This window comes from Streptomyces sp. NPDC006691 (assembly GCF_042869955.1).
Lineage (GTDB): Bacteria > Actinomycetota > Actinomycetes > Streptomycetales > Streptomycetaceae > Streptomyces.
The window spans coordinates 644,659-671,630 of the sequence record NZ_JBIAGW010000003.1; the positions used below are offsets into that span (position 1 = coordinate 644,659).

At 71.9% G+C, this 26,972-nt stretch carries 22 protein-coding genes; 11 read left to right on the forward strand and 11 right to left on the reverse strand.

What is annotated here, in order from left to right; all coding sequences use genetic code 11:
* Window positions 1-78: 78 nt before the first annotated feature.
* Both ACFYNP_RS09635 and ACFYNP_RS09640 read right to left on the reverse strand, forming a co-directional pair.
* Window positions 79-1,377 carry a citrate synthase gene (locus ACFYNP_RS09635; protein ID WP_388407183.1) on the reverse strand — a complete coding sequence of 433 codons (1,299 nt, stop codon included), beginning with the start codon at window positions 1,375-1,377 and terminating at the stop codon, window positions 79-81.
* A 179-nt stretch (window positions 1,378-1,556) separates the two neighbouring features.
* Window positions 1,557-3,779 carry an ATP-dependent RecD-like DNA helicase gene (locus tag ACFYNP_RS09640; RefSeq protein WP_388784139.1) on the reverse strand — a complete coding sequence of 741 codons (2,223 nt, stop codon included), beginning with the start codon at window positions 3,777-3,779 and terminating at the stop codon, window positions 1,557-1,559.
* A 332-nt stretch (window positions 3,780-4,111) separates the two neighbouring features.
* Here ACFYNP_RS09640 and ACFYNP_RS09645 point away from each other — a divergent pair, with 332 nt between their 5' ends.
* Complete coding sequence (locus ACFYNP_RS09645; protein ID WP_388784142.1) at window positions 4,112-4,693, forward strand: DUF937 domain-containing protein; 582 nt, start codon at window positions 4,112-4,114, stop codon at window positions 4,691-4,693.
* Window positions 4,694-4,790: 97 nt separating this feature from the next.
* Here the strand turns inward: ACFYNP_RS09645 and ACFYNP_RS09650 are convergent, their stop codons facing one another.
* The gene (locus ACFYNP_RS09650; protein ID WP_161253636.1) at window positions 4,791-5,030 is read right to left on the reverse strand and encodes a hypothetical protein; all 240 of its coding nucleotides are present in this window, start codon (window positions 5,028-5,030) and stop codon (window positions 4,791-4,793) included.
* Window positions 5,031-5,179: 149 nt separating this feature from the next.
* Between ACFYNP_RS09650 and ACFYNP_RS09655 the strand changes: the two genes are divergently transcribed.
* A complete protein-coding gene (locus ACFYNP_RS09655) occupies window positions 5,180-6,325 on the forward strand; it encodes a CapA family protein (protein ID WP_388784145.1) in 1,146 nt (381 codons plus the stop codon).
* Window positions 6,326-6,975: 650 nt separating this feature from the next.
* On the opposite strand, the gene ACFYNP_RS09660 is transcribed toward ACFYNP_RS09655, so the two are convergent.
* On the reverse strand, window positions 6,976-8,025 hold the full coding sequence (locus tag ACFYNP_RS09660; protein ID WP_388420344.1) for a LacI family DNA-binding transcriptional regulator: 1,050 nt from the start codon (window positions 8,023-8,025) through the stop codon (window positions 6,976-6,978).
* Between the two features lie 225 nt (window positions 8,026-8,250).
* Here ACFYNP_RS09660 and ACFYNP_RS09665 point away from each other — a divergent pair, with 225 nt between their 5' ends.
* The 4 genes from ACFYNP_RS09665 to ACFYNP_RS09680 all read left to right on the forward strand — a co-directional run bounded on the left by ACFYNP_RS09665 (window position 8,251) and on the right by ACFYNP_RS09680 (window position 12,730).
* The gene (locus ACFYNP_RS09665; protein WP_388784149.1) at window positions 8,251-9,405 is read left to right on the forward strand and encodes a Gfo/Idh/MocA family protein; all 1,155 of its coding nucleotides are present in this window, start codon (window positions 8,251-8,253) and stop codon (window positions 9,403-9,405) included.
* Window positions 9,402-10,556, forward strand: a complete 1,155-nt coding sequence (locus tag ACFYNP_RS09670) for a dihydrodipicolinate synthase family protein (protein WP_388784152.1) — start codon at window positions 9,402-9,404, stop codon at window positions 10,554-10,556. Before ACFYNP_RS09665 ends, ACFYNP_RS09670 begins: the two co-directional genes overlap by 4 nt.
* Entirely contained in the window at window positions 10,553-11,392 is an 840-nt protein-coding gene (locus ACFYNP_RS09675; protein ID WP_388420347.1) for a sugar phosphate isomerase/epimerase family protein, read from the forward strand. The genes ACFYNP_RS09670 and ACFYNP_RS09675 overlap by 4 nt, the downstream gene beginning before the upstream one ends.
* A gap of 567 nt (window positions 11,393-11,959) precedes the next feature.
* Complete coding sequence (locus tag ACFYNP_RS09680; protein ID WP_388420348.1) at window positions 11,960-12,730, forward strand: sugar phosphate isomerase/epimerase family protein; 771 nt, start codon at window positions 11,960-11,962, stop codon at window positions 12,728-12,730.
* 30 nt (window positions 12,731-12,760) lie between these two features.
* Here the strand turns inward: ACFYNP_RS09680 and ACFYNP_RS09685 are convergent, their stop codons facing one another.
* On the reverse strand, window positions 12,761-13,501 hold the full coding sequence (locus tag ACFYNP_RS09685) for a class I SAM-dependent methyltransferase (RefSeq protein ID WP_388784154.1): 741 nt from the start codon (window positions 13,499-13,501) through the stop codon (window positions 12,761-12,763).
* 32 nt (window positions 13,502-13,533) lie between these two features.
* Window positions 13,534-14,562 (reverse strand): EamA family transporter, encoded by a 1,029-nt coding sequence (locus ACFYNP_RS09690; protein ID WP_388784157.1) that lies wholly within the window; start codon window positions 14,560-14,562, stop codon window positions 13,534-13,536.
* A 104-nt stretch (window positions 14,563-14,666) separates the two neighbouring features.
* Between ACFYNP_RS09690 and ACFYNP_RS09695 the strand changes: the two genes are divergently transcribed.
* The gene (locus ACFYNP_RS09695; RefSeq protein ID WP_388784159.1) at window positions 14,667-15,572 is read left to right on the forward strand and encodes a LysR family transcriptional regulator; all 906 of its coding nucleotides are present in this window, start codon (window positions 14,667-14,669) and stop codon (window positions 15,570-15,572) included.
* Here the strand turns inward: ACFYNP_RS09695 and ACFYNP_RS09700 are convergent.
* Together ACFYNP_RS09700 and ACFYNP_RS09705 are read right to left on the reverse strand one after the other, a co-directional pair.
* Window positions 15,562-15,849: a DUF397 domain-containing protein gene (locus ACFYNP_RS09700; protein WP_388784162.1), complete on the reverse strand. Its 288-nt coding sequence runs from the start codon at window positions 15,847-15,849 to the stop codon at window positions 15,562-15,564. The two genes, ACFYNP_RS09695 and ACFYNP_RS09700, sit on opposite strands and share 11 nt — an antisense overlap.
* The gene (locus tag ACFYNP_RS09705; RefSeq protein WP_388784165.1) at window positions 15,836-16,660 is read right to left on the reverse strand and encodes a Scr1 family TA system antitoxin-like transcriptional regulator; all 825 of its coding nucleotides are present in this window, start codon (window positions 16,658-16,660) and stop codon (window positions 15,836-15,838) included. Before ACFYNP_RS09705 ends, ACFYNP_RS09700 begins: the two co-directional genes overlap by 14 nt.
* Before the next feature lie 113 nt (window positions 16,661-16,773).
* Between ACFYNP_RS09705 and ACFYNP_RS09710 the strand changes: the two genes are divergently transcribed.
* The 4 genes from ACFYNP_RS09710 (at window position 16,774) to ACFYNP_RS09725 (ending at window position 20,457) form a co-directional block, all read left to right on the forward strand.
* Complete coding sequence (locus ACFYNP_RS09710) at window positions 16,774-16,995, forward strand: hypothetical protein (protein WP_388420353.1); 222 nt, start codon at window positions 16,774-16,776, stop codon at window positions 16,993-16,995.
* Window positions 16,996-17,177: 182 nt separating this feature from the next.
* Complete coding sequence (locus ACFYNP_RS09715) at window positions 17,178-17,633, forward strand: carboxymuconolactone decarboxylase family protein (protein ID WP_388420354.1); 456 nt, start codon at window positions 17,178-17,180, stop codon at window positions 17,631-17,633.
* A gap of 324 nt (window positions 17,634-17,957) precedes the next feature.
* Window positions 17,958-19,754: a glycoside hydrolase family 3 protein gene (locus ACFYNP_RS09720; protein ID WP_388784319.1), complete on the forward strand. Its 1,797-nt coding sequence runs from the start codon at window positions 17,958-17,960 to the stop codon at window positions 19,752-19,754.
* A 208-nt stretch (window positions 19,755-19,962) separates the two neighbouring features.
* Window positions 19,963-20,457 (forward strand): hypothetical protein, encoded by a 495-nt coding sequence (locus ACFYNP_RS09725; protein WP_388784167.1) that lies wholly within the window; start codon window positions 19,963-19,965, stop codon window positions 20,455-20,457.
* 210 nt (window positions 20,458-20,667) lie between these two features.
* Here the strand turns inward: ACFYNP_RS09725 and ACFYNP_RS09730 are convergent, their stop codons facing one another.
* The 3 genes from ACFYNP_RS09730 to ACFYNP_RS09740 form a co-directional block, all read right to left on the reverse strand.
* Window positions 20,668-22,074, reverse strand: coding sequence for a S28 family serine protease (locus ACFYNP_RS09730; RefSeq protein ID WP_388784170.1), 1,407 nt, complete (start codon window positions 22,072-22,074; stop codon window positions 20,668-20,670).
* Window positions 22,075-22,190: 116 nt separating this feature from the next.
* The gene (locus tag ACFYNP_RS09735) at window positions 22,191-22,619 is read right to left on the reverse strand and encodes a hypothetical protein (RefSeq protein ID WP_388420357.1); all 429 of its coding nucleotides are present in this window, start codon (window positions 22,617-22,619) and stop codon (window positions 22,191-22,193) included.
* 574 nt (window positions 22,620-23,193) lie between these two features.
* On the reverse strand, window positions 23,194-26,958 hold the full coding sequence (locus ACFYNP_RS09740) for an ABC transporter ATP-binding protein (RefSeq protein ID WP_388420358.1): 3,765 nt from the start codon (window positions 26,956-26,958) through the stop codon (window positions 23,194-23,196).
* Between the last annotated feature and the right edge of the window lie 14 nt (window positions 26,959-26,972).

Here is a 26,972-nt window from a genome sequence, read left to right on the forward strand (position 1 = left end):
GCGCCCCGACTGCCAACCCGTGGGGGGATTGGCAGCGGGGCGCTTTCCGACTTACGGACGCTTTCCGAAGACCTCGGGTCAGCGACCCTCGACCGGCACGAAGTCGCGCAGGACCTCGCCCGTGTAGATCTGCCGCGGGCGGCCGATGCGGGAGCCGGGCTCCTTGATCATCTCGTGCCACTGGGCGATCCAGCCCGGCAGGCGGCCGAGGGCGAACAGGACCGTGAACATCTCGGTCGGGAAGCCCATGGCGCGGTAGATCAGACCCGTGTAGAAGTCCACGTTCGGGTACAGGTTGCGCGAGACGAAGTAGTCGTCGCTCAGCGCGTGCTCTTCCAGCTTCAGCGCGATGTCGAGCAGCTCGTCGGACTTGCCGAGGGCCGAGAGGACATCGTGCGCGGCGGCCTTGATGATCTTCGCGCGCGGGTCGAACGACTTGTACACCCGGTGGCCGAAGCCCATCAGGCGGACGCCGTCCTCCTTGTTCTTCACCTTGCGGATGAAGGAGTCCACGTCGCCGCCGTTGGCCTGGATGCCTTCCAGCATCTCCAGGACCGACTGGTTGGCGCCACCGTGCAGGGGGCCCCACAGGGCGCTGATGCCGGCGGAGATCGAGGCGAACATGTTCGCCTGCGAGGAGCCGACCAGGCGCACGGTGGAGGTCGAACAGTTCTGCTCGTGGTCCGCGTGCAGGATGAGCAGCTTGTCCAGCGCCGAGACGACGACCGGGTCCAGCTCGTACTCCTGGGCCGGCACGGAGAACGTCATCCGCAGGAAGTTCTCGACGTAGCCGAGGTCGTTGCGCGGGTAGACGAACGGGTGGCCGATCGACTTCTTGTACGCGTACGCCGCGATCGTGGGCAGCTTGGCGAGCAGCCGGATCGTGGACAGGTGGCGCTGCTTCTCGTCGAACGGGTTGTGGCTGTCCTGGTAGAACGTGGACAGCGCGGAAACCACGGACGACAGCATCGCCATCGGGTGGGCGTCCCGCGGGAAGCCGTCGAAGAACCGCTTCACGTCCTCGTGGAGCAGCGTGTGCCCGGTGATCTCGGTCTTGAAGCTGGCGAGCTCGTCCACGGTCGGAAGCTCGCCGTTGATCAGCAGGTACGCGACCTCGACGAAGGTCGAGCGCTCCGCCAGCTGCTCGATCGGGTACCCGCGGTAGCGCAGGATGCCCTGCTCGCCGTCCAGGTAGGTAATGGCGGATTTATAGGCGGCGGTATTGCCGTATCCGCTGTCGAGGGTGACCAGTCCGGTCTGGGCTCGGAGCTTCCCGATGTCGAAGCCCTTGTCGCCGACGGTGCTGTCGATCACCGGGTAGGTGTACTCGCCATCGCCGAACCGCAGTACTACAGCGTTGTTCGCGTTCTCGCTCACGTCATCCCTCACCGACGTAGTGCCTCTTCTTCGAGGTGCCCTGACTGTCTCTACCATCCCCCATTTGGCTCAGCAGAGTGCACTCGGGGTCGCCCATTGGGCTTATTCACGGCACTCAGTGCCGTCAACCTGCTCATCCTGCCCCGTTCGCCCCGGTTAGGAAAGTCCGGGGTGAGGTTTCACACCAAAGTGCCCCCTGCCAGCCGGTGAGCGAGTGCGGTAAAGCGCCTGCCTGCGGAAACGGTACGGACCGCCTGGCCGATCGCCTTGCGGGACCCCACCAGGACGACGAGCTTCTTGGCCCGGGTCACCGCCGTGTAGAGCAGATTGCGCTGGAGCATCATCCAGGCGCTGGTGGTGACCGGGATGACGACGGCCGGGTATTCGCTGCCCTGGGAGCGGTGGATCGTCACGGCGTAGGCGTGGGACAGCTCGTCCAGTTCGTCGAACTCGTACGGCACCTCCTCGTCCTCGTCCGTCAGGACCGTCAGGCGCTGGTCGTCGAGGTTGAGCGCGGTGACCACCCCGACGGTGCCGTTGAAGACGCCGTTCTTGCCCTTCTCGTAATTGTTGCGAATCTGGGTGACCTTGTCGCCGACGCGGAACACCCTTCCACCGAACCTTTTCTCCGGCAGGTCGGGCCGGGCCGGCGTGATCGCCTGCTGGAGCAGGCCGTTGAGGGCGCCGGCGCCGGCCGGGCCCCGGTGCATGGGGGCGAGGACCTGGATGTCGCGGCGCGGGTCGAGCCCGAACTTCGCCGGGATGCGACGGGCCGCCACGTCGACGGTGAGGCGCCCGGCGTCCTCCGTCTCGTCCTCGACGAAGAGGAAGAAGTCGTCCAGGCCCGAAGTGAGCGGCTGGGAACCGGAGTTGATGCGGTGGGCGTTGGTCACGACGCCGGACTGCTGGGCCTGCCGGAAGATCCGCGTCAGCCGCACGCTGGGGACGGGGCCGCCCTCGGCGAGCAGATCGCGCAGCACCTCGCCGGCGCCGACCGAGGGCAGCTGGTCGACATCGCCCACCATCAGCAGGTGGGCACCGGGGGCCACCGCCTTGACCAGCTTGTTGGCGAGGAGCAGATCGAGCATGGAGGCCTCGTCGACCACGACCAGGTCCGCGTCCAGCGGCCGGTCCTTGTCGTACGCCGCGTCCCCTCCCGGCTTCAGTTCGAGCAGGCGGTGCACGGTGGAGGCCTCGGCGCCGGTCAGCTCGGCCAGTCGTTTGGCGGCCCGCCCGGTCGGCGCGGCGAGCACGACCTTGGCCCTCTTGGCGCGGGCCAGCTCCACCACCGAGCGGACGGTGAAGGACTTGCCGCAGCCCGGGCCGCCGGTGAGCACGGCGACCTTGCTGGTCAGGGCCAGCTTCACGGCCTCCTGCTGCTCGGGGGCGAGCTCCGCGCCGGTGCGGGTGGCCAGCCAGCCGAGCGCCTTGTCCCAGTCGACCCCGGCGAAGGACGGCATCCGGTCCTCGCCGGTCCGCAGCAGGCGGCCGACCTGGGCGGCGAGCGAGAGCTCGGCGCGGTGGAACGGCACGAGGTAGACGGCGGCGACGGGCTCGCCCCCGTCGGGCCCCGGCACCTTCTCGCGCACGGCCCCCTCCTCGGCGATGAGCTCGGCCAGACACTCGATGACGAGCCCGGTGTCGACCTGGAGCAGCTTCACCGCGTCCGCGATCAGGCGCTCCTCGGGCAGGAAGCAGTGCCCCTGGTCGGTGGACTGGGACAGCGCGTACTGCAGGCCCGCCTTCACGCGCTCCGGGCTGTCGTGCGGGATGCCGACGGCCTGGGCGATCTTGTCGGCGGTGAGGAACCCGATGCCCCAGACGTCGGCGGCCAGCCGGTAGGGCTGGTTCTTCACGACCGAGATCGAGGCGTCCTCGTACTTCTTGTAGATGCGCACGGCGATGGAGGTGGAGACCCCGACCCCCTGGAGGAAGACCATGACCTCCTTGATGGCCTTCTGCTCCTCCCAGGCGGCGGCGATCTTCTTGGTCCGCTTGGGGCCCAGCCCCGGGACCTCGATCAGTCGCCCCGGCTCCTGCTCGATGATGTCGAGGGTGTCGGCGCCGAAGTGCTGGGTGATGCGATCGGCGAAGACCGGGCCGATGCCCTTGATCAGGCCGGAGCCGAGGTAGCGCCGGATGCCCTGGATGGTGGCGGGCAGGACCGTCGTGTAGTTCTCGACGGTGAACTGCTTGCCGTACTGGGGGTGGGAGCCCCAACGCCCCTCCATCCGCAGCGACTCCCCCGGCTGCGCGCCGAGCAGCGAGCCGACCACGGTGAGCAGATCGTTGCTGCCCCGGCCGGTGTCGACCCGCGCGACGGTGTAGCCGCTCTCCTCATTGGCGTACGTGATCCGCTCAAGGACCCCCTCCACCACCGCCGCACCCGTGAGACTGGACATGCCCCGACGCTACCGTCCCGCACTGACAGCCCGGACAACACGGTTGCGGCGCAAGGGAGTCGGAGGGCGAGAGGGGCGGTCACGGGAAACGGTTCGAGCCGGGGGCCAATTCAAGGGGGCCCGGTCCGTCGACCGGGCCCCTCGATTTCCCTCCCCGTCAGCGCTTCCCGAAATCCCCCCGGATCCCTCCCCTGAAGCACCGACGCCCTTAAGACCGCCGTCACCCCGGAAGGGTTGTACGACTGCGGGCGGTAATTTTTCCGGAAGCCCCGCGTACGCTCACCGCCCCGCTCAACGTGCCGACGAAGCGGGGCGAACGTAGCGTTTGCGGCATGAGCGACAATCCCTCCCCCACTCCTGATGGCGCCCCCTCGCAGCAGTCCTTCCACCAGGACGTCATGGATGAGCTGGGCGACGACGGACTCCAGCAGATCGCCGGGCTGCTCGGCACGGACGCGGCGGGCGCGCAGGACGTGGTCGGTACGACGATGTCCGCGCTGTCGGGCGGACTGCCCCCGGACACCCGGGAGGAGGTCCGCCAGGCGGTCGCGGAAGCCCCGCCGGAGGAGACCCCCTTGCAGGGCGTGGCCACGCTGGGCGGCGGCCTCGGCGGCATGCTGAGCGGTGGTCTCGCGGCCGGCGTCCTGGCGAAGGTGGCCCGTCCGGTGGCGAACGCGGTGGCCAAGAAGACGGGCCTGCCGCCGGCCACGGTGGCGAAGGCACTGGAAGTCCTGCTCCCGGTGGCGCTGGCCGTACTGACGAAGCGGGCGGCATCGAGGCCCTCGGCTTCGGGCGCGGCCCCCGGTGCCGGGCCGGGTGCCGGCCCGGGCGCGGCGGGCCCGGCCGCCGGGGCGAACGCGGGCGGCCTCGGGGACATCCTGGGCCAGATCCTGGGCGGGACGAACAGGAAGTAGCGCGGGCGTCGGCGGGAAGCCGCCACCCGCGACGGTTCCTGGCCGGTACGCCGTGGCCTGAGTGGCGCGGCGCACCGGCGAGGACCGGTAGGGCTTCTCAGCCCGTTCCGCGCAGGAACGCGTCGCCGTGCGCGGCGATGTGCGCCTCCACGGCCGCGAGGGCCAGCTGTGTGTCGGCCGGTGTGCCACCCGTGTGCCGCTCGGCGTAGTACGCCGCGCCGAGCCGCTTCAGCAGGTCGTTGCCGGCCCGCTGCTGCTGGACCTCGTCGACCTTCTGCTTGCCCTGGTTGAGCGCGCTCTGCGCCTGCTCCTTGGCCCGGTCGAGAAAACCTGCCATGACCGCCTCCGTTCGTGATCGTGCCCCGTCGTGGCATCACTTCCCCCATCCCGGTCGCACATGCTCCTGCGTACGCCCGATCGGGCCCGTCACCGGGAACGGGCACCCCGCACCCCGTCTCGCACACCCGCGCGAATACCCTGACGCGCATGCCCGCCCCCGCCCGCCTCAGGGCTCACTCGCGCCACACCACCGCCGCGAAGGCATCCGTGCTGGCCTTCGGCGTCCTGCTGGCATCCACGGCGTGCTCGGGGTCGCCGTCCGCCGCCGCCCCCGCGGCCGTGCGGTCCGCCCCGGCGAGCCCCGAGACGGCGGTCGCCGTGACGGCCCGGCCCACGCCGGACCTTCCGCCGGGCACGATCACTCTCGCGTTCGGCGGGGACGTCCACTTCACCGGGCGGACCGCGCCCCGCCTGAACGCGACCCCGGCGGACCCGGCCCTGGGCCCGATGTCCAAGACCGTCGCGGCCGCCGACTTCGCGATGGTCAACCTGGAGACCGCCCTCACGACGCGCGGCGCGGCGGAGCCGAAGCTGTACCACTTCCGCACTCCGCCCAGTGCGCTGACGGCCCTTCAGACGTCGGGCGTGGACGCGGTGTCGATGGCCAACAACCACGCCGTCGACTACGGGCCCGCGGGCCTGGCCGACACCCTCGCCGCCGTGCACCATGCACCCATACCGGTGCTCGGCATCGGCGCGAACGAGGCCGAGGCGTATCAGCCGTACGTCAAGAACATCCGCGGGGTGCGGCTCGCCGTCGTCGCGGCGAGCCAGGTGATGGACCTGACCAACGACAAGTTCCGCGCGGGGCCGAAGAAGCCGGGCATAGCGTCCGCCCTCGACCGGACGAAGCTGATCGCGGCGGTGAGGCGGGCGAAGGCGGAGGCGGACGTCGTCGTGGTCTATCTGCACTGGGGCACGGAGGGGCAGTCCTGCCCCGGCCCCGAGCAGAAGTCCCTCGCCGCGCAGTTGTCGGCGGCGGGGGCGACGGTGGTGGTCGGTACGCATGCGCACGTGATGCTGGGGTCGGGGATGCTCGGCAGGTCGTACGTCAACTACGGCCTGGGGAACCTGCTTTGGTACGGGTCGTCGCCGTACCCCCGCTCCGACGACAGCGGGATCGCGACGCTGACGATCGCCCATGGCAAGGTCGTGAAGCAGGGCTTCAGCCCGGCGGTGGTGGACGGCCGGGGTGTCCCGATGCCCCAGTCCGGGGCGGCGGCCAAGTCCGTCACGGACCGGCTGGCCTCCCTGCGGGGCTGCGCGGCCCTGGCCCCCGGGCCGCGATCCTGACCCCTTGGGCTGCGCCCCAGACCCCGGGGGTTTGCCCACCCGCCCGCCCGTGCGGCGGGTTGGATGAGCTGACCCCTGGGGCTGCGCCCCAGACCCCGGGCGGGGGCTCCGCCCCCTGCACCCCCGTTCGCGCCTGAACGGCGCTCGTCCTCAAACGCCGGACAGGCTGTAGGTGCCCCAGCACCCGTACCGCCAGGGGCGCGGGGAACTGCGCGAGAAGCGCCCACGGCGCGAGGCCGACCGCGGGTTTCCAGGGGCGCGGGGAACTGCGCGAACAGCGACCGTGATCCGCAGCCGAAAAGGGGGTTGGGGGCGCGGGGAACTGCGCGACCAGCCCCCACGGTCCGCGGCCGAAAAGGGGGTTGGGGGCGCGGGGAACTGCGCGAAAAGCGACCACGGTCCGCAGCCGAAAAGGGGGTTGGAGGTACAGCCCCTGGAAGCCGACCCACCCCCGGAGGGTTGCGGGAAGGGGTGGGGAGGGGCGAACCACCGGCCCGGAAGGGACACCCAGCGGCAGACCCGGGGCCCCAGGGGGTTGACCCCCAGGGCGCGGGCCCCACGGGGTTGACCCCCAGGACCGGGCGCGGGCCCCAAGGGGTTGACCCCCAGGACCCGGGGCGCAGCCCCAGGGGGTTGGCTGTGACGGGCGGTCAGACGGCTCGCGGCCCCGCCGTGGACGCCCGCACCATCAACTCCCCGTGCACCGTGGCGATCCCCCCGGGCGGAGCCGGTTCGAGGCCGAGGGCGAGCCGGCCCGCCCGAGCCCCCGCCTCGTACAGCGGCAACCGCACCGTCGTCAGCGCCGGCACCGCGTCCGCACTGAACGGCAGATCCACGAACCCCGCCACCGAGACGTCCCCGGGGACGGATAGCCCCCGGTCCCGCAGCGCCGCGCACGCCCCCAGCGCCACCGTGTCGTTGGCGGCCACCACCGCCGTCAACTCCGGCTCCCGCCGCAGGAGTTCGAGGACCGCGTCGTAACCGGAGCGGCGGTCGTAGGACCCGTGCACGACCCGCGCGTCGAGCGCGCTCGTGAGGCCCGCCGCCTCCAGGGCGGCCCGGTGGCCCTCCAGGCGGTGCCGGGTCGTGGTGCGTTCCGTGGGCCCGGCGACGTAACCGATCCTGCGGTGGCCGAGGCCGATGAGGTGCTCGGTCAGGCGCCTGCCGCCGCCCCGGTTGTCGAAGGCCAGCGTCGCGGTGACGCTGTCGCCGGGCAGCGGCGGCCGCCCGCACAGCACGATGCGGGTGCCCGCGTCCGCGAGCCGCGCGAGCTTCGCCCCGACGGCCGCCTGGTGCGCGGGGTCCTCCAGCGCCCCGCCCGTCACGATGACGGCGGCCGCGCGCTGCCGCTGGAGCAGCGTCAGATAGGTGAGTTCGCGTTCCGGGGAGCCCCCGGTGTTGCAGATGACGGAGAGCTTCTCGCGCGCCCCCCGGCCCTCGCCGATCGCCGCCTGGGCCGCCCCGGCCATGATGCCGAAGAAGGGGTCGGCGATGTCGTTGACGAGGATGCCGATCAGGTCCGACGTGGCCGCCGCGAGCGAACTCGCGGGCCCGTTCAGGACGTAGTCCAGCTCGTCGACCGCGCGCAGCACACGCTCCCGAGTGGCCGCCGCCACCGGGTAGTTGCCGTTGAGAACGCGGGAGACGGTGGCCGGGGACACCTGGGCCCGGGCCGCCACATCCGCCAGGGTCGCTGTCATCTCTGCCTCCGCACCGGTCGGGCCGCGATCGTGTCGTTCGGCCGTCGCGCGCGCCGTTCAAGCTTTCGGCCTCTTGTCCGAGGCGCTGTGCGCAGGCTAGCGTCCTGCCCAGTAGAAAGCGCTTGCTATCAGCATTCTCCCAGGTTCCGGGCGCCTTCCGCACAGCCATGTCCGCCCGCGCACCACCGGGCACTCCCCGCACCAGCTCGCCCCCGGAGGGATCACATGACGGAACGCAGGACCATGCGGATCGCCATGAACGGCGTCACCGGACGCATGGGTTACCGCCAGCACCTCGTACGTTCCCTCCTCGCCCTCCGCGAGCAGGGCGGACTCGACCTCGGCGACGGCAGCACGCTGTGGCCCGAGCCGGTCCTGGTCGGCCGGCGCGAGCACGCGCTGAAGGCGATGGCCGACCAGCACGGCCTGACCGAGTGGTCGACCGATCTGGACGCGGTCCTCGCCGACCCGGGCATCGACGTCTACTTCGACGCCCAGGTGACGTCCGCCCGCGAGGAGGCGCTCGGCAAGGCCATAGCGGCGGGCAAGCACATCTACACCGAGAAGCCGACCGCCACCGGCCTGTCGGGCGCGCTGGACCTGGCCCGGCTCGCCCGCGACGCCGGGATCAAGCACGGCGTCGTCCAGGACAAGCTCTTCCTGCCGGGACTGCTGAAGCTGAAGCGCCTGATCGACGGCGGCTTCTTCGGCCGGATCCTGTCCGTGCGGGGCGAGTTCGGCTACTGGGTCTTCGAGGGCGACTGGCAGTCCGCGCAGCGCCCGTCGTGGAACTACCGCCGCGAGGACGGCGGCGGCATCGTCGTGGACATGTTCCCGCACTGGGAGTACGTCCTGCACGAGCTGTTCGGCCGGGTCACCTCGGTGACCGCGCACACCGCCACCCACATCCCGCGGCGCTGGGACGAGCGGGGCGAGCCGTACGCGGCGAGCGCCGACGACGCGGCGTACGGGATCTTCCAGCTGGAGGGCGGCGTGGTCGCGCAGATCAACTCCTCCTGGGCGGTCCGCGTCAACCGCGACGAGCTCGTCGAGTTCCAGGTGGACGGAACGGAGGGATCGGCGGTGGCAGGCCTGCGCAACTGCCGGGTGCAGCATCGCAGTTCGACCCCGAAGCCGGTGTGGAACCCGGATCTCCCGGCCACCGAGCGGTTCCGTGAGCAGTGGCAGGAAGTGCCGGACAACGACACCTTCGACAACGGGTTCAAGGCACAGTGGGAGCTGTTCCTGCGGCACGTCGCGCTCGACGAGCCGTACCACTGGGACCTGCTCGCCGGGGCGCGCGGAGTCCAGCTCGCCGAGCTCGGCCTGCGCTCCAGCGCGGAGGGCCGCCGCCTCGACGTACCGGAGATCGCGCTGTGACGCTGCGACTCCCGTCCCCGGACGGCACGACGAGGCCGTACGAACCGCGCACGACACCGCTCGCCCTCCCGCCCGGCCCGCGCCCCGTCTCCCGTACGGTCTTCTCGGCGGCACACGTGGTGGCGGACCCGTACGCGGACGTCTCCCCCGACTCCCCCGCGGCCGTCGACTGGGACGCGACGCTCGCCTTCCGCCGCCACTTGTGGGCGCACGGACTCGGGGTCGCCGAGGCGATGGACACCGCCCAGCGCGGCATGGGTCTCGACTGGCCGACGGCGGCCGAGCTGATCCGTCGAAGTGCCGCCGAAGCCAGGGCGGTTGGGGGCCTCATCGCGTGCGGGGTCGGCACGGACCAGCTCGGCCCGTCCGCCACGCTGCCGCAGGTGTGGTCCGCGTACGAGGAACAGCTGGCCGTGGTCGAGGGCGCCGGGGCCCGGCCGATCCTGATGGCCTCGCGCGCCCTCGCCGCGGCGGCCCGCTCGCCCGAGGACTATGTGACGGTCTACACCGACCTCCTCCGCCAGACCGCGGAACCCGTGATCCTGCACTGGCTGGGCCCGATGTTCGACCCGGCGCTCGACGGCTACTGGGGCTCGTCCGACCTGGACGCCGCGACGGAGACCTTCCTTGAGGTCGTCGCCGCGCACCCCGACAAGGTCGACGGCATCAAGGTCTCCCTCCTCGACGCCCGCCGCGAGGTGGAGCTGAGGCGTCGCCTCCCGGACGGCGTACGGTGCTACACGGGCGACGACTTCCACTATCCCGAACTGATCGCGGGTGACGAACAGGGCTTCAGCCACGCCCTGTTGGGCATCTTCGATCCGCTGGGGCCGCTGGCAGCGGAAGCGGTACGCGTACTCGACCAGGGCGATACGGCCGCCTTCCGCGGCCTCCTCGACCCGACGGTCGAACTGTCCCGCCATCTGTTCCGGCCCCCAACCCGCTTCTACAAGACGGGTGTTGTGTTCCTGGCCTGGCTGGCGGGCCACCAGTCGCACTTCACGATGGTCGGCGGCCTCCAGTCGGCGCGGTCGCTGCCGCACCTCGCGCGGGCGTACGAACTGGCCGACGAGCTGGGCCTGTTCCCCGATCCCGCGCTGGCGGCCGACCGCGTGAAGTCCCTCCTGAGCGTCTCCGGAGTCCCCCAATGACGATCCCTCCCCCGCCGTCCCGCTTCAGCATCAACCAGATGACGGTGAAGCAGCTCGGCCTGCCGGAGCTGGTGGACGCGTGCGTACGGCTCGGGGTGCACGGGGTGGGCCTGTGGCGGGAGCCGGTGGCGGAGTACGGGCTCGAAGCGTCGGCGAAACTGGTGCGGGACGCGGGGCTCGACGTCACCACGCTGTGCCGTGGCGGCTTCCTCACCGCGATCGAACCGGCCGAGCGTGCCGCCGCCCTCGCCGACAACCGCGCCGCGATCGACGAGGCGGCCACCCTGGGCACGGACACCCTGGTCCTGGTCTCGGGCGGGCTTCCGGCCGGCTCCAAGGATCTCGCGGGCGCACGGGAACGGGTGGCCGAGGCACTGGCCTCGCTCGGGCCGTACGCCGCCGCGCGGGGCGTACGGCTCGCGATCGAACCGCTGCATCCGATGTTCGCCGCGGACCGCTGCGTGGTGTCCACGCTGAACCAGGCGCTCGACCTGGCGTCGGCCTTTCCTCCCGCGCAGGTGGGGGTGGTGGTCGACACGTACCACGTGTGGTGGGACGACGGGGCGCCGGGCGCGGTGGTACGGGCCGGGGCGGCCGGACGCATCCACTCCTTCCAACTGGCGGACTGGGTCACGCCGTTGCCCGCCGGCGTCCTGAACGGGCGCGGCCAGCTGGGGACGGGGTCCATCGACCTGGCGTGGTGGGCCTCGCTCGTGGATCTCGCGGGGTATTCCGGGCCGGTCGAGGTGGAGCTGTTCAACGACGTCCTGTGGGCGGGGGACGGGGTTGCCCTCCTGGCCGACACGGCGTCCCGCTTCGCGGAGGTCCTGGGCTAGCCCCGGCCCGGCCGGCCCGGCCCGCCGGGGCTCCGCCCCGGACCCCCTGCGCAAGGGGGGTCGGATGCTTCGGCCCCCTGGGGCTCCGCCCCGGACCCCGGTTGTCGCCCCCTCCCCACCCCTTCCCGAAACCCTCCGGGGGTGAAGTGGGGTGGGCGGGCCTTCCGGGGGCTGCGCCCCCCAGGCCCCCTGCTTCGACTGCGGACCGTGCAGGGCCGTCCGCGCGGTTCCCCGCGCCCCTTGGCGGTACCGGCGCCGGTCGGCGTTGGCGTCTTCGGCCTGCTCCCGGCGCCCCCTAACCCCGCTTTCGGCCTCGCACCGTGCGTGGTTGCCCGCGCAGTTCCCCGCGCCCCTTGGCGGTACCGGCACCGGGGCACCTTCAGCCCGTCATGGGGGTCCCCCTGGCCCTCAGGGCCTTGGGGGAGATGGAGGACGAGCGCCCCTCAAGGCGCGAACCGGGTCCGGGGCGGAGCCCCAGCACTCGACCAGCAGCCGAACCATCCCCCCGGAGGGTCTCGGGAAGGGGCGGGGTGGGGAAAGGATCCCCCCATGGAAAGGACCCGCACCATGACACACAAGCTCGCCCTCTCCACCCTCGGGCTCCCCGGCATGCCCATGCCCGACGTGGCCCGCCTGACCGCCGCCTCCGGCTACCAGGGTGTCGAACTGCGGGCCCACCCCGAGGAGCCCGTACACCCCGGCATCGGCGTACACGAACGGGCCGCCGTCAGAAGGGAGTTCGAGGCGCACGGCATCGAGATCCTGACCGTCGCCGGCTACGCGAAGGTCACCACCCCCCTCGCCCCCCATGAACTGCCCGAGCTCGTAGAGCTCGCCCACGACCTGGGCGCGAGCTACGTCCGCGTGTTCCCCGGCGGCGACGGCACCCCCGAGGCCGACGACAGGGCCGTACAACAACTCGCCGGGGCGGCCCGGTTGGCGGCGGACAGCAACGTACGCATCCTCCTGGAGACCCACGACTCCCACCGCACCGGTGCAGCCGCGGCCGCTCTCCTGGACCGCGTGGACAGAGGGGGCATCGGCGCACTCTGGGACGTCATGCACACCTGGCTCGGCGGCGAGACCCCCGCCGAGTCCTACGCGCGCCTCGCCCCCCACCTCGGCTACACGCAGGTGAAGGACATCGCGTCCGCCGAGGACACCACCCCCCTCCCCCTCGGCGCCGGCGCACTCCCCCTCACCGACTGCCTCGCCCTGCTGCCGCCGGACGCCTGGCTGTGCTGGGAGTACGAGAAGCGCTGGTACCCGGACGCCGCCCCCTTGCCGGGGCTGCTCGCGGCGGGCCGGGCGTACCTCACGGCGCTGGACGGAACCTGAGCGTCGCGGCGCGGCACGGCGGATCCGGCTTTACGGTTTGTGGGTCACCCAGAGCAGTTCCGCCGGCCAGTGACGTGCCCAGTCGGGTGGGTCGGTCTCGTTGTAGCCGTTGGGTGTTCCCGGCTCGGGCCGCGGCTCGATGAGGTCGTCGATGACGAGACCCGCGCCGCGCAGGACCTTGACCCAGTCGCCGTAGGTGAGCTGATAGCTGGTCGCGCCGTCGCCCTCGGCGATGGTGTCGAGCCCGAAGTAGTCGCGCTGGAGCGTCGTGGTGACGCGGCCGGCGGATTCGTCGTAGCAGGCTTCGAACCATGGGCTGGCGACGTTGAACACCAGGCGCCCGCCACGGCGCAAGACGCGTGCGGCCTGCGGGACGGCCAGGTGCGGGGGCGCCCAGCTGAGCCCACCGAAGTCGCAGAACACCAGGTCGAAGCTGTCGGCGGCGAAGGGGAGCTGCTCGGCGGCGCCTTGCACGAGCGGGTAGCGAGTGGACCCCATCGCGGCCGCCGCTGCGCCGAGTTGGGCTTCGGACAGGTCGATCCCGACCACGGCGGCGCCCTCGTCGGCGAGCACTCTGGACCACTGGCCGGCGCCGCAGCCGAGTTCGAGGACGCGCCGGCCGGCGACGTCGCCCAGGGCGTGCAGGCGCGCGTCGGGGATGGAGTACATGCCCCACAGTCGGGGTGCGGCGCCGATTTGCGGGTCGTGCTCCTGCTGGTAGGCGCTGCTGATCTGGTTCCAGAGCCGCCGGTTGGCGGGGATGCTGTCCACGTGCCGACTCCAGCACCACCTGCCGTGGGCGGTCAACACGATGGAGGCACTGACCAGTTCTCGCCTCGGCCCGGCGCCACCCCGGCCCGTGATCCGCCGGACGAGTCCGGACCGGCCGGGGTCGGGGACGAGGCCGGACCGGACGAGGGGACGGCGCCGCGGCCTCCCGGAACTGCTCGCGGCAGCCCGGCAGCACCCGGCGGCCCACCCGGCCGCACCAGCGACGTGAGTGCCACCCCGCCCACGAGCAGCGCCGCCGCGCACCACCGCAGCGGCGTCACCGGCTCCCCGAGGAGTACCGCCGCCGAGGACATCCCGAACACCGGGACGAGCAGGCTGAACGGAGCCACCGACGACGCCGGGTAGCGGCGCAGCAGCATCCCCCACGCCCCGAAGCCGAACACCGTGCTGATCCACGCCACGTACACCAGCGCCCCCACCCCGCTCCAGTCGAACCCGGCCAGCGCCTCGGCGTCCCGGGCCGGTCCCTCGAAGAGGAGCGAGAGGGCGAGCAGCGGGAGCACGGGAACGACGGACACCCACACCATGAAGTTCAGCGCGTCGGGCGGGGCGGCCCGGCGGGTCAGGACGTTCGACACGCCCCAGCACGCCGCCGCTCCCACCGTCAGCGCGAAGCCGAGCAGCGGGCCGCCCGAGCCCTCGTCCACCCCCGCCACCGCGATCCCGGCGAGCGCGACCGCCATCCCCAACAGCCTTACACCGCCCAGCCGTTCACCCAGCACGGCCATCGCCACGGCCGCCGTGAAGACCGCTTGCACCTGAAGGACGAGGGACGACAGACCGGCCGGCATCCCCTGGCTCATCCCGATGAACAGCAGCCCGAACTTCGCGACCCCGAGCACCAGGCCCACTGCCACGATCCACTTCCACGCGACCCGGGGCCGCCCGACGAAGAACACGGCGGGCAGCGCCGCGACCAGGAAGCGCAGGGCGGAGAACAGCAGCGGCGGGAAGTGGCCGAGGCCCACGTCGATGACGACGAAGTTGACCCCCCACACGGCGGCGACGAGCACGGCGAGGGCGATGTGTACGGGACGCATGCGTCGAGGATCACGGTCCTCGACCATTCAGCACCAGCGCGAATTCATTGATGATGGCCGGTAGCACTGCTTAATCGTCACCGTCACGACACCCGGGAGGACCCGTGCTCGACCTGGCCCGGCTGCGCGCACTGCACGCCGTCCACGTGCACGGCTCGGTCGCCGCCGCTGCCGCCGCGCTCGGGTACACCCCGTCCGCGATCTCCCAGCAGATCACCAAGCTGGAACGCGAGACCCGTACGACACTCCTCGAACGCCGCGGCCGGGGCATCGCCCTCACTGACGCGGCCCTCCATCTTGCCTCCGCAGCACGGGAGTTGATGGACATCGTCGAGCGTACGGAGACGGCGCTCGAAGAGCGGCGCGGTCTGCCCACCGGCGTCCTCACCGTCGGCGCGTTCGCCACGGCCGCGCGCGGACTCCTTCCGCAGGCCCTCGCCGCCCTGGCCCGTGAACACCCCACCCTGGAAACGCGGTTGTCCGAAGTCGATCCGCACGTCTCCGTCGACCTCGTGGCCAAGGGCATCATCGACCTGGCCGTCGCCCACGACTGGGACATCGCCCCACTGCCCGCCCCCGAGGGCGTCGAGTACGCGGCCATCGGCGACGACCACTGCGACGTACTGGTCCCGGCGGACCATCCGCTCGCGTCCCGCGCCGTGATCCACCGCTCCGACCTCGCCCGCGAACCGTGGATCTGCCAGCCGCCCGGCTCGGTCTGCCACGACTGGCTCGTCCGCACCCTGCGCGCCGACGGCCACGAGCCGTATCTGCGCCACCAGGCCGCCGAGTACCACACCCAACTCGCCCTGGTGGCAGCCGGTTTGGGCATCGCCCTGATACCGCGCCTGGGCCGGGGCCCGCTCCCCGAGGGCGTGGTGACCCTGCCCTTGGAGCCGGTCCCGACCCGCCGCCTCTACGCCCTGTGGCGCACGGGAGCGGCCCGCCGCCCCGCGATCACGGCGACGATCCACGCCCTCCACGACGCCTGGGCCCGGCTCAGCGGCTGAGCGCCCCGCCCTTGACCGCGCCGACGAACTCCGCCCAGGCCGTCGGCCCGAACACCACGGCCGGCCCGGTCGGGTTCTTGCTGTCCCGCACGGGGACGCACGCGGAGCAGGAGTCGCTGAACTCCAGGCAGTCCCCGCCACTTTCACCGCTGTACGTGGACTTCCGCCAGGCGTCGCTGACTTCGAGGCACTCGCCGCTCGTTCCGCCGCTGTAGCTGGACTTCCGCCAAGCGGGAAGGACGGAGGCATCAAGGATGCTGTGCTCACTGCGCTTCATGCTCGTAATCCTCCGCTATGGACTTGATCAGCGCCAGGGACTTCCTATGCGACAGCGCGTCTCCCAGTGCGTGCTCATAGGCCACCTGGCACTCGCGCACTACGGACGGAAGCTCCCAGACCCTGCCCGTCCGCAGGCCTTCCACATACGCGATGGGAGGGAGATCCTCGAACCACATGAGCGAAACGATGCCTTCCAGCAGCGAGTGGGCGCCCACCTCGAAAGGGAGGACGTGCAGCCGGACTCGACGCCGTTCACCCAAAGCCGCAATGTGTCGTAGCTGATGACACATCACTGCGGGCCCGCCGATTGGGCGCCGCAGGACCGCCTCGTCCAGCAGGGACCACACCACGGGCGAATGGAAGTCTTCGAGGATGCCGGCGCGAGCCAGGCGCGTGCTCAGCAGCCTGTCACGCTCTTCGTCGCTCTTCGGTCGGGCCCCGGAGCCAAGCACTTCACGCGCGTAGGCCTCCGTCTGGAGGATTCCTGGCACCAGTTTCGCCGCGTAGTCGTGAATCACAGTCGCCTGCCCCTCGAACTCCAGCGCCTCCGCGAAGTGTTCAGCCACCTTCCGCCCGTCCAGCGTCGGCAGGAACCGCTCGAAGAACCCCCCAGTCCCCAGCACCGAGTCGAGCCGCCGCGCATCGGCGGGGTCGGGGCGGCGCCTCCCCGCCTCGATGTGGGCGATGTGCGTGCGCGACATCACCGCACGTTGGCTGAGCTCCTCCTGCGTGAATCCGGCCGCCTCGCGCTTGGCCCTCAGTTCCTCTCCGTACTTCGTGCGGGACTCGGGGTTGTCCTCGATCGCCATGCCATCAACTCCCTTCCGTGCAGGCCCTGTTGTCACCCTCTGTGCACTGTTCAGCGTACGGAACGTGACCCCACGCTGTGAGCGGAACAGCACACACAGTGAGAGGCAGTGCGATGGGAGCCCACGACGTGGGGGCGTACGTCGCCCACACCGGGACGGACGTGTACGGGCCCGGCAAGGTGATCGGCACGGACGGTGACTGGCGGCGCGTCCGGTTCGTGTACTTCGTCGCGACGATCGCCGCGCGGGACCTGCGCACCGCCTCCACCCAGGAGGAGGGACAGGTACGCGCATGGCTGAGGGAGAAGGCCCTCCGGCATGGGGGGCGCTGGTAGCGGGGCCGGCGCTCGCGCTGCGGATGTCGCGGGACGGCGGGCGGACGTGGGAGCCGTACGTCATGCCCCGCCCGGCACTGGCGGAAAGAATTTCGGCGGGGCTGTCACATTTCGAGGCTCCACTCGGTCAGTGCAGTGAAGGCGAACGGAAACGCCCTCCACTACACACAGGAGCCACCGCCATGCAGGCACGTATGACGAACCCCGTCCAGGTCATCCCCAGCGCCCTGCCCGCCATCCTCGGCGTGCTCAAGGCCGCGAAGGAGGGCGGGGTGGACGAGTCCACGCTGGAGCTGGTGCACCTGCGGGCCAGCCAGATCAACGGCTGCGCCCCGTGCATCGACCAGGGGGTCAAGCAGGCCCGCAAGGGCGGGGTGAGCGAGGAGAAGCTGGCCACGGTCGTGGCCTGGCGCGAGGCGCCGTACTTCACGGACGCCGAGCGCGCGGCCCTCGCGCTGACCGAGGCCTCGACCCGGCTCGCCGACCGGCCGGACGCGGTGTCCGACGAGGTCTGGGACGAGGCCGCCCGGCACTACGACGAGAAGGGGCTGGCCTCGCTGGTCCTCATGATCGGCGTGACCAACCTCTTCAACCGGCTCAACGCGACCACCCGGCAGATCGCGGGTGCGGCCTGGTAGTCCGTCCCGGTGGCCCGTGGTGTCGGGCCGGGCTGGGCAATGCGCGCCACGGGGGTGTGCCGCATCGCCCCCGCCGCACTGCCCGGCCCGCCCCGCACTCCTCGGTCGGCCCCGCCCACCCCGAGCCACGCCCAGCCACGCCGTAGGGCACCTCGCGCGCATAGCCTTGACTGACAATAACTTTCCGGATAACGGTTCACTTTGGAAGTTTCTTCCAATTGCCCGGCCCCCCGGGTACCACCGCCGGAAGGAGCGACGCACGTGCACCAGCAGCACCGCACCTCAAGACGCAGCCTCCTGACCACCGCCGCCGCCGTGGCCGCCATGACCGCCCTCGGCCCCCAGTCCCCCGCCCGCGCGTCGGACAGGTCGGACGCGTCGGACACGTCGGACGCGTCCGACGCCATCGGCACCGATCGCCGCCTCCGCGCGCTCATCGCCCGCATGACGGTCGAGGAAAAGATCGGGCAGCTCTTCGTCATGCGGGTCTACGGGCACTCCGCGACCGCCCCCGACCAGGCGGACGTCGACGCCAACCTGCGCGAGCTCGGCGTGCGCGACGCCGCCGAGCTGATCGCGAAGTACCACGTGGGCGGCATCATCTACTTCACCTGGGCGCACAACACCCGCGACCCGCACCAGATCGCGGACCTCTCGAACGGCATCCAGGCGGCCGGCCTCGCCCAGCGCGTACCGGTGCCGCTGCTCATCGCCACCGACCAGGAGCACGGGGCGGTGTGCCGGGTCGGCGCTCCGGCCACGCTCTTTCCGGGCGCGATGGCGATGGGCGCGGGCGGTTCGACGGACGACGCCCGCGCGCTCGGCCGCATCTCGGGCGCCGAGCTGGCGGCGATCGGCATCCGGCAGGACTACTCCCCCGACGCGGACGTGAACATCAACCCGGCCAACCCGGTGATCGGCGTACGGTCCTTCGGCGCGGCTCCCGCCGCCGTGGCCCGTATGGTCGCCGCCGAGGTGCGCGGCTACCAGGACTCCTCGGTCGCGGCCACCGCCAAGCACTTCCCCGGGCACGGCGACACGAGCGTCGACAGCCACACCGGCATCCCGGTGATCACCCACACCCGGGAGCAGTGGGACCGGCTGGACGCGCCGCCGTTCCGGGCCGCGATCGCCGCCGGGATCGACGCGATCATGACGGCGCACATCCAGTTCCCCGCGCTCGACCCGAGCAACGACCCGGCGACCCTCTCCCGCCCGATCCTGACCGGCATCCTGCGCGAGCAGCTCGGCTTCGGCGGGGTCGTCATCACGGACTCCCTCGGCATGAAGGGCGTCCGCGACAAGTACGGGGACGACCGGGTGCCCGTACTCGCGCTGAAAGCGGGCGTCGATCAACTCCTCGATCCGCCCAGGCTGGACGTGGCGTTCAACGGAGTGCGTGCGGCGGTGGCGAGCGGGGAGTTGAGCGAGGGCCGCCTGGACGAGTCGCTGCTGCGCATCCTGCGGCTCAAGGAGCGGCGGGGGCTGTTCGCCCGGCCCTACGTCACGGCCCGGGGCGTGGACCGTACGGTCGGCACCCGGGCCCATCTGGCCGCCGCCGACAGGATCGCCGAGCGCACCACGACCCTGCTCGCCAACCCGCGCGGGCTGCTCCCGCTCTCCCGGCACAGCCACCGCCGGCTCCTGATCGTGGGCGCCGACCCCGACTCCCCCTCCGGCACGACCGGCCCACCCACCCGGGTGCTGGCCCGCGCGCTCACCGAACTCGGCTTCCGCACAACGGTGTTGAGCACGGGCACGCTGCCGTCGCAGGCCCAGATCGACGCGGCCGTGCGGGCGGCTTCCGACGGTCAGGACGCGGTGCTCGTGGGCACGTACAACGCGGGGGCGGGCGGCGCGCAGAGCAAGCTGGTGGCCGCGCTCGGCGCGAGCCGGGTACCGGTGGTCCACCTCGCCCTCCGCAACCCGTACGACATCGCCCACCTGAGCGGGTACGCGGCCTCACTCGCCACGTACTGCTGGACCGATGTCGAACTCCGGGCAGCGGCAAGGGTGTTGGCGGGCCGAGTCCGCCCGCGCGGGCGCCTTCCGGTAGCCGTGCCCCGGCCCGACGACCCTACGCGCGACCTCTACCCGATCGGTCACGGCCTGACGTACTAGGCGTACGACGCAGACCCGGCGCACCACCCCCAAGTGACCCAAAGCCCCCTGCACGCCTGGCGTGCGCCCGCTCCGGCGGGACAGGCTTGAGTCGTATCCGGGGGGAAGCATGCGTACATTCCGTTGGGCTGGGTCGGTGTGCCTGGTGGCGCTTGTGGCGGTGGGGTGCCGGGGTGGTGCGTCCGGGGCGGAGGGCACGCTCTCGCCGGTGTCGGCGCCGCGCCCCACGCCGACGTTCCTCGACACCGGGGGCTGCGCCGCCCGCGAGGGCGCGGCGAGCTCGCCGGCCTTCTTGGAGGTGTCCTGCACGAGTGAGCGGGCGGCGGCGAGGGTGCTGGTCCGCCGGGCCGGGGCCGTCGCGGCGGGGGCCGCCGTCGACTGCCCGCTCACCACGGACTTCGCCCTGTACGTGTCCGAGGGGGCGCCGGCTGCCCGGGGCTACGCCTGTATGCGCAACCTTGAGGCGCCGCATCCCGGTGACCCCGGGGGTGGGGGCGGGCCGTTCACGGTGGTGGGGGACTGCGTGTACGCGACGGCGCCGGACCAGGTGCGGGAGACTCCGTGCGACGGGTCGGGGGTGCGGGCGCCCCAGCACCGGGTGGCGTCGGCGGTTGCCCGGCGGGGGCTGTGCCCGCCGGGCACCACGCTGTACGTCCAACTGGCCGGCCCCCAGGCGCCGGTGGGGTGTGCGCGGCACGCTTAGCCCGCGCGGGGGTGGGTGCGCCGGGGCTGCGCCCCCGGACCCCTGTGGTCCGGCTGCGAACCGTAGGGGCCGTTCGCGCAGTTCCCCGCGCCCCTGTAAGTGACCCGGTACTCCCCGGTCACGCCCACCGCGGCGGAGCCGCGCAACGTCACAGCCCCGCGCCCCTGAATGCCTCGATGCCGGCCAGCCAGCCGGCGCAGGCATACCCGGTTAGGGGCGCAGGGTTGCCGCCCGGTTCAGCGGGGTTGCGTCCAGCTTCGCGTCGAAGGACGCCTGCGGCTTCGCGGGGGACGGGTTCAGACCCGCCCAGCGGAGGATCGCGGAGGTCGCCGCGGACTTCTGCGCGGCCGGCAGCGCGCCCACCTTGGAGCCGTGGTTGCCGCCCGGGACCGTGTAGACGTAGGAGTCGCGTGCCCCCGCCCCGAGCGAGAACCGCTCGGCACCCCACGGGTCGTTCTGGCCGTAGACGTACAGCATGTGGTCCGCATGGTGCTTGACCCAGCCGTCGACGTCCGCCATCGCCCACGGCTGGAACCGCATCGGGATGTCCCGGGGTACGAAGTTGCGCGGCGGCTGGTAGCCGTAGCGGCTCAGCTTGCCGAGCCACGGCTGCTTGATGGTGGGCGAGCCCAGCTGCGTACCGGCCTGGTAGTAGTACGCCGTGTAGGGGGCCAGGCCCTGGTCCGTGTAGAAGGAGTAGCCCGAGATCGTGTCGATGGAGTCCCAGATCGCCTGGTCGGTGGCGTGCGCCGGGTCCGCCGGGATCGTGGAGCACTCGGCGAGCAGGTGGTACTGCCAGAAGCCCCAGACGTAGTCCAGCACGACCGCCTCGTAGGCCTTGTCGAGCGAGCCGACCGTCGTGAAGGTGTAGCCGTTCGCGGTCGCGTACTCCTGGTACTTCTTCTCCAGGGACGTCCGCCGCACGAGCGCCTCGCGCTGTACGCCCTCCAGCTTGTCGCGGCACTCCTTGGTGCCGACGGTCCTGAAGAACCGGTCGTAGGCCGAATCCTCGTTGTTCACCACGTCGTTGGGGGCGACGTACGCGACGACGCCGTCCATGTCACGCGGGTAGAAGCGCTTGTAGTACGTGGCCGTCATGCCGCCCTTGGAGCCGCCCGTGGTCAGCCAGTTCTTCGGGTAGACCGGCTTCAACGCCCGGAAGATGGCGTGCTGGTCGCTCGCCGCCTGCCAGATGTCGTCCTTGGACCAGTCGGTGGGCTGCGGCCGGGACTGCGGGAAGTAGCGGTACTCGACGGAGACCTGGTTGCCGTCGACGATCTGCGTCGGCTCGCTGCGGCTGGGGGTCGTCGAGACGTCGTAGCCGCCGGTGTACATCACCGTCGGGCGGTCGGTGTCCTTGTGCAGCAGGGTGAACCGCTGCTGGAAGGTGGCCCGGCTGTACGGGTTGCGGTGGTCGACCGGCTGGGTGATGGAGAGGACGAAGTAGCGGTAGCCGGTGTACGGCTTCTCCTCTATGAGACGTATCCCGGGTATCGCCAGGATGCGGTCCTTGATGTCCGGCTCGGCGGCGGTGGCCGCCCCTGCCGTGGCTCCCGTCGCGGTCAGCGTGCCTATCAGCACGACCAGCGACAACAGCCATCTGAACGCCTTGCGCATTCACACTCCCCTGTGGGGCCCCTGTGGGCTCGGAACGTGGCCTCGCGAACCTAGCGGTGCCAACACCGGCCCCGCCAGACCCAGTTGTTCCCCACGGGGTGACCTTCAGCGGGTGCTCAGCACACCCAGCCCGTCTGGGCCGAACCGCCGCCCGCGATCGCGCCGGTGGCGCGGACGCAGCGGCTGCCCGCGTGCACGGTGACGGGGCCCGCGAGGCGCGTATAGGCGCCGGAGTCGCCGGCGGGGGCGCTGCCCCGGGCCTGGATCGTCACCGACATCTGGCGCCGCGCCCCGGGCTTCTTCGCGGCGGTCACCGCGCACGCGTACCCGTTGCCCTTGTAGAGGCGCAGCTCCCCCGCGCCGAACCCCACCGACTTCACCGGCCGCCCCGCGCAGGCCGCCGCCGCGTCCGCGCTGCCGCCGGCCGGGCCGAACACGACCAGGCCGCCCGCCGCCGCGAGCACGGCCAGTGCGGGCCCTATGCGCCCTGGGCGCCCGGTCTGTCCTGTGCGCCCCGAGCCGCTCGCCCTCACCCCACCGAACACGCTTGCACCCTTCCGTCACGTGCGCGTACGTGGGGAGGGACGCGGTAAGTCGTCCGACGGTTCTCAGGGCGGGGGTGCGCGTCCGGCGCCGCTCGCCGACTGCACGCCGTGCGTGGCCGTTCGCGCAGTTCCCCGCGCCCCTCCACCCGCTCTCGACTGCACGCCGTGCGTGGCCGTTCGCGCAGTTCCCCGCGCCCCTCCACCCGCTCTCGCCCGCAGACCGTGCGTGGCCGTTCGCGCAGTTCCCCGCGCCCCTAACCCCGTTTTCGTCCGCGGGCCGTGGGTGGCTGGTCGCGCAGTTCCCCGCGCCCCCAAGAACCCGTCGTCGGCCTCGCACCGCGTGTGGCTGGTCGCGCAGTTCCTCGCGCCCCTGAAAGACTCGGTGCTGGGACACCTACAGCCCGTCCGGCGATTGAGGACGAGCGCCCTTTAGGCGCGAACGGGGGTGCAGGGGGCAGAGCCCCCGCCCGGGGTCTGGGGCGCAGCCCCAGGGAGCCAGAGCCAACCAACCCCGAGCAACGGGCGGGCGGGTGGGCAAACCCCCTGGGGCCCGGGGCGCAGCCCCGGGAGGGGGTCAGCGGGCCGCGATCGGCTCGTCCTCGGGCTCGGCCTCGCCGATGAACGTGCGCCACAGACGGGCGTACTTGCCGTCCAGGGCGAGGAGCTGATCGTGCGTGCCGTCTTCGGCGACCCGGCCCCCGTCCATCACGATCACCCGGTCCGCCCGGGCCGCCGTGGTCAGACGGTGGGCGACGACCAGCGTGGTGCGGCGCCCGGTGAGCCGCTCGGTCGCCTGGTTGACCTGGGCCTCCGTCGCGAGGTCGAGCGCGGCCGTCGCCTCGTCGAGGAGCAGGATGTCCGGGTCCACCAGCTCGGCGCGGGCCAGCGCGATCAGCTGACGCTGCCCGGCGGAGAGGTTGCGGCCGCGCTCGGCGACCTCGTGCAGGTAGCCGCCGTCGAGCGTGGCGATCATGTCGTGCGCGCCGACCGCGCGGGCCGCCGCCTCCACCTCGGCGTCGCTCGCGTCGGGGCGTCCGTAGGCGATGGCGTCGCGGACCGTGCCCTCGAAGAGGTACGCCTCCTGCGGGACCACGCCGAGCCGGTGCCGGTAGGCGGTGATGTCCAGGTCCCGCAGGTCCGTGCCGTCGGCGGTGACCCGCCCGCCCGTCGGATCGTAGAAGCGTGCCACCAGCTTGACGAGGGTGGACTTGCCCGCGCCGGTCTCGCCGACGAAGGCCACGGTCTGCCCGGCCGGTATGCGTATGTCGACCCCGCTGAGCGCCTCCTCGGCCTCGTCGGCCTCGTCGGCGGGCCCGTACGCGAAGTCGACGTTCTCGAAGGCGATCTCGCCGCGCAGGGACAACACGTCGAGCGGCTCGGCCGCTTCGGCCGTGGAGGTCTTTTCCTGGAGGAGTTCCTGGATGCGCTTGAGGGAGACCGACGCCTGCTGGTAGCCGTCGAAGACCTGCGAGAGCTGCTGCACGGGAGCGAAGAACAGGTCGATGTACAGGAGGTAGGCGACGAGCGCGCCGGTGGTGAGGGTACCGGCGTCGACCCGGTGCGCGCCCACGATCAGCACGGCGGCGGCCGCCACCGACGACAGGAGCTGCACGAACGGGAAGTACACCGAGATCAGCCACTGCCCGCGCACCCGCGCCCGGCGGTAGTGGTCGCTGCGCTCGGCGAACCGCGCCGAGCCGTCGCGTTCGCGCCGGAACGCCTGCACGATGCGCAGGCCAGACACCGACTCCTGGAGGTCGGCGTTGACGACGCTGACCCGCTCGCGGGCCAGTTCGTAGGCCTGGACGCTCTTCTTGCGGAAGACGTACGTGCCGACGACGAGCAGCGGAAGCGTCGCGAAGACGACGAGCGCGAGCTGGATGTCGATGACGAGCAGCGCCACCATGATGCCGAAGAACGTGACGACGGAGACGAAAGCGGTGACAAGACCGGTCTGGAGGAACGTGGACAGCGCGTCCACGTCCGTCGTCATCCGGGTCATGATCCGGCCGGTCAACTCCCGCTCGTAGTAGTCGAGTCCGAGCCGCTGGAGCTGGGCGAAGATCTTCAGGCGCAGCGCGTACAGGACGCGTTCGCCGGTGCGTCCGGTCATCCGCGTCTCGCCGGTCTGGGCGAGCCACTGGACGGCGACGGTGAGCAGGGCGAGCCCGGCCGCCGCCCACACCGCGCCGAGCGCCAGCTTCGTGACGCCCTGGTCGATGCCGTGCCGGATCAGGACCGGCAGGACGAGCGATCCCCCGGCGTCGACCGCGACGAGGAGGAGCGAGACGAGCAGCGGGAGGCCGAAGCCGTGGAGCAGCCTGCGCAGGCCGTAGGACTCCTCGGCCCGGACCGCCCTGGCCTCGTCTATGGCGGGGACGTCGGTGGCGGGCGGCAACGCCTCGACCTGGGCGAGCAGTTCCGGGGTGGCGGGCATGCCGCCGGGGGCGGCCGACTCGGCCTTGTCCTCGCGGACCCACAGCGGCGGGGTGATGCCGCGCTCGACGTCGAACTCCGCGTCCAGTTCGTCCCGTACGGAGTGCTCGTCGTCCTCGGTGTACGGGGCTTCCGCGTACGGGGCGGGCGGGGTGTGGCCCGGGGAGACCGCGCCGAGTTCGTCGGGGTCGGTGAGCAGGCGGCGGTAGAGGGCGCTGTCGCGCTGGAGCTCGTCGTGGGTGCCGATCGCGGCGAGCCGTCCGCCGTCGAGGACGGCGATCCGGTCGGCGAGGGCGAGGGTGGAGCGGCGGTGCGCGATGAGCAGGGTGGTGCGGCCGGCCATGACCGACTTGAGGGCCTCGTGGATCTCGTGCTCGACGCGGGCGTCGACGGCGGAGGTCGCGTCGTCCAGGACGAGCAGGCGGGGGTCGGTGAGGATGGCCCGGGCCAGCGCGACGCGCTGGCGCTGGCCGCCGGAGAGGGTCAGGCCGTGCTCGCCGACGGTGGTGTCGTAGCCCTTGGGCAGCTCGGCGATGAAACGGTCCGCCTGGGCGGCGCGCGCGGCCTTCTCGATCTCCTCCCGGGTGGCGTCCGGCTTCCCGTACGCGATGTTGGCGCCGACGGTGTCGGAGAAGAGGAAGGAGTCCTCGGGGACCAGGCCGATGGCGGCGCGCAGCGAGGAGAGCGTCAGCTCGCGCACGTCGTGGCCGCCGATGAGGACGGCGCCGTGCTCGACGTCGTAGAAGCGGGGCAGCAGCAGCGAGACGGTGGACTTGCCGGAGCCCGAGGAGCCGACGACCGCGACGGTCTCGCCGGGCCGGATGTCGAGCGAGAAGCCCTTCAGGACCGGCCGCTCGTCGTCGTAGCCGAAGCTCACGTCGTCGAACTCGACGGTCGCGGGGGCGTCCGGCGACAGCTCCTTGGTGCCGTCCCGCATGGACGGCTCGGTGTCGATCAGCTCCAGGACGCGCTCGACGCCGGCCCGCGCCTGCTGGCCCACGGTGAGCACCATGGCGAGCATGCGGACCGGCCCGACGAGCTGGGCGAGGTAGGTCGAGAACGCCACGAACGTGCCGAGCGTGATCTGGCCCCGGGTGGCGAGCCAGCCGCCGAGGGCCAGCATGGCCACCTGGCCGAGAGCGGGAACGGCCTGGAGGGCGGGGGTGTAGCGGGCGTTCAGCTTGACGGTGCGCAGACGGCCCGCGAACAGCTTGCGGCCGACCTCGCGGAGCTTTCCGGTCTCCTGGTCCTCCTGGCCGAAGCCCTTGACGACCCGGACCCCGGACACGGCCCCGTCGACGACCCCGGCGACGGCGGCGGCCTGGCCCTGGGCGTACCAGGTGGCGGGGAAGAGGCGGGTGCGGCTGCGCTTGGCGATGAACCACAGGGCGGGAGCGACGGCGAGGGCGACGAGGGTGAGCAGCGGCGAGAGCCACGCCATGATCACGATGGAGATCACGAAGAGCAGGACGTTGCCGATGGTCATGGGCAGCATGAAGAGCAGGCCCTGGATCAGCTGGAGGTCGCTGGTGGCCCGGCCGACGACCTGTCCGGTGGACAGCTCGTCCTGGCGCCGCCCGTCGAGCCGGGTGATCGTGCGGTACATCTCGGTCCGCAGGTCGTGCTGGACGTCGAGGGCGAGCCGCCCTCCGTAGTACCGCCGGATGTAGGTGAGCCCGTACACGACGACGGCGGAGGCTATGAGCAGGCCGGTCCAGACGGCCAGGGAGCGGGTGTGGGCGCCGATGACGTCGTCGATGACCACCTTGGTGATCAGCGGGACGAGCGCCATGACGGCCATGCCGCCGAGCGAGGAGCCCAGCGCGAGCAGCACATTGCGCCGGTACCGCCAGGCATACCCGGTCAGCCTGCGCGCCCACCCTTGTTGCGCACCCTCCGTCACGGCATTCCTCCCGT

Coding starts and splice junctions, on each gene's coding strand:
- ACFYNP_RS09640 (WP_388784139.1), bottom strand. CDS start 3,779: ATGTCCAGTCTCACGGGTGCGGCGGTGGTGGAGGGGGTCCTTGAGCGG.
- ACFYNP_RS09645 (WP_388784142.1), top strand. CDS start 4,112: ATGAGCGACAATCCCTCCCCCACTCCTGATGGCGCCCCCTCGCAGCAG.
- ACFYNP_RS09650 (WP_161253636.1), bottom strand. CDS start 5,030: ATGGCAGGTTTTCTCGACCGGGCCAAGGAGCAGGCGCAGAGCGCGCTC.
- ACFYNP_RS09655 (WP_388784145.1), top strand. CDS start 5,180: ATGCCCGCCCCCGCCCGCCTCAGGGCTCACTCGCGCCACACCACCGCC.
- ACFYNP_RS09660 (WP_388420344.1), bottom strand. CDS start 8,025: ATGACAGCGACCCTGGCGGATGTGGCGGCCCGGGCCCAGGTGTCCCCG.
- ACFYNP_RS09665 (WP_388784149.1), top strand. CDS start 8,251: ATGACGGAACGCAGGACCATGCGGATCGCCATGAACGGCGTCACCGGA.
- ACFYNP_RS09675 (WP_388420347.1), top strand. CDS start 10,553: ATGACGATCCCTCCCCCGCCGTCCCGCTTCAGCATCAACCAGATGACG.
- ACFYNP_RS09680 (WP_388420348.1), top strand. CDS start 11,960: ATGACACACAAGCTCGCCCTCTCCACCCTCGGGCTCCCCGGCATGCCC.
- ACFYNP_RS09690 (WP_388784157.1), bottom strand. CDS start 14,562: ATGCGTCCCGTACACATCGCCCTCGCCGTGCTCGTCGCCGCCGTGTGG.
- ACFYNP_RS09700 (WP_388784162.1), bottom strand. CDS start 15,849: ATGAAGCGCAGTGAGCACAGCATCCTTGATGCCTCCGTCCTTCCCGCT.
- ACFYNP_RS09705 (WP_388784165.1), bottom strand. CDS start 16,660: ATGGCGATCGAGGACAACCCCGAGTCCCGCACGAAGTACGGAGAGGAA.
- ACFYNP_RS09710 (WP_388420353.1), top strand. CDS start 16,774: ATGGGAGCCCACGACGTGGGGGCGTACGTCGCCCACACCGGGACGGAC.
- ACFYNP_RS09715 (WP_388420354.1), top strand. CDS start 17,178: ATGCAGGCACGTATGACGAACCCCGTCCAGGTCATCCCCAGCGCCCTG.
- ACFYNP_RS09720 (WP_388784319.1), top strand. CDS start 17,958: ATGACCGCCCTCGGCCCCCAGTCCCCCGCCCGCGCGTCGGACAGGTCG.
- ACFYNP_RS09730 (WP_388784170.1), bottom strand. CDS start 22,074: ATGCGCAAGGCGTTCAGATGGCTGTTGTCGCTGGTCGTGCTGATAGGC.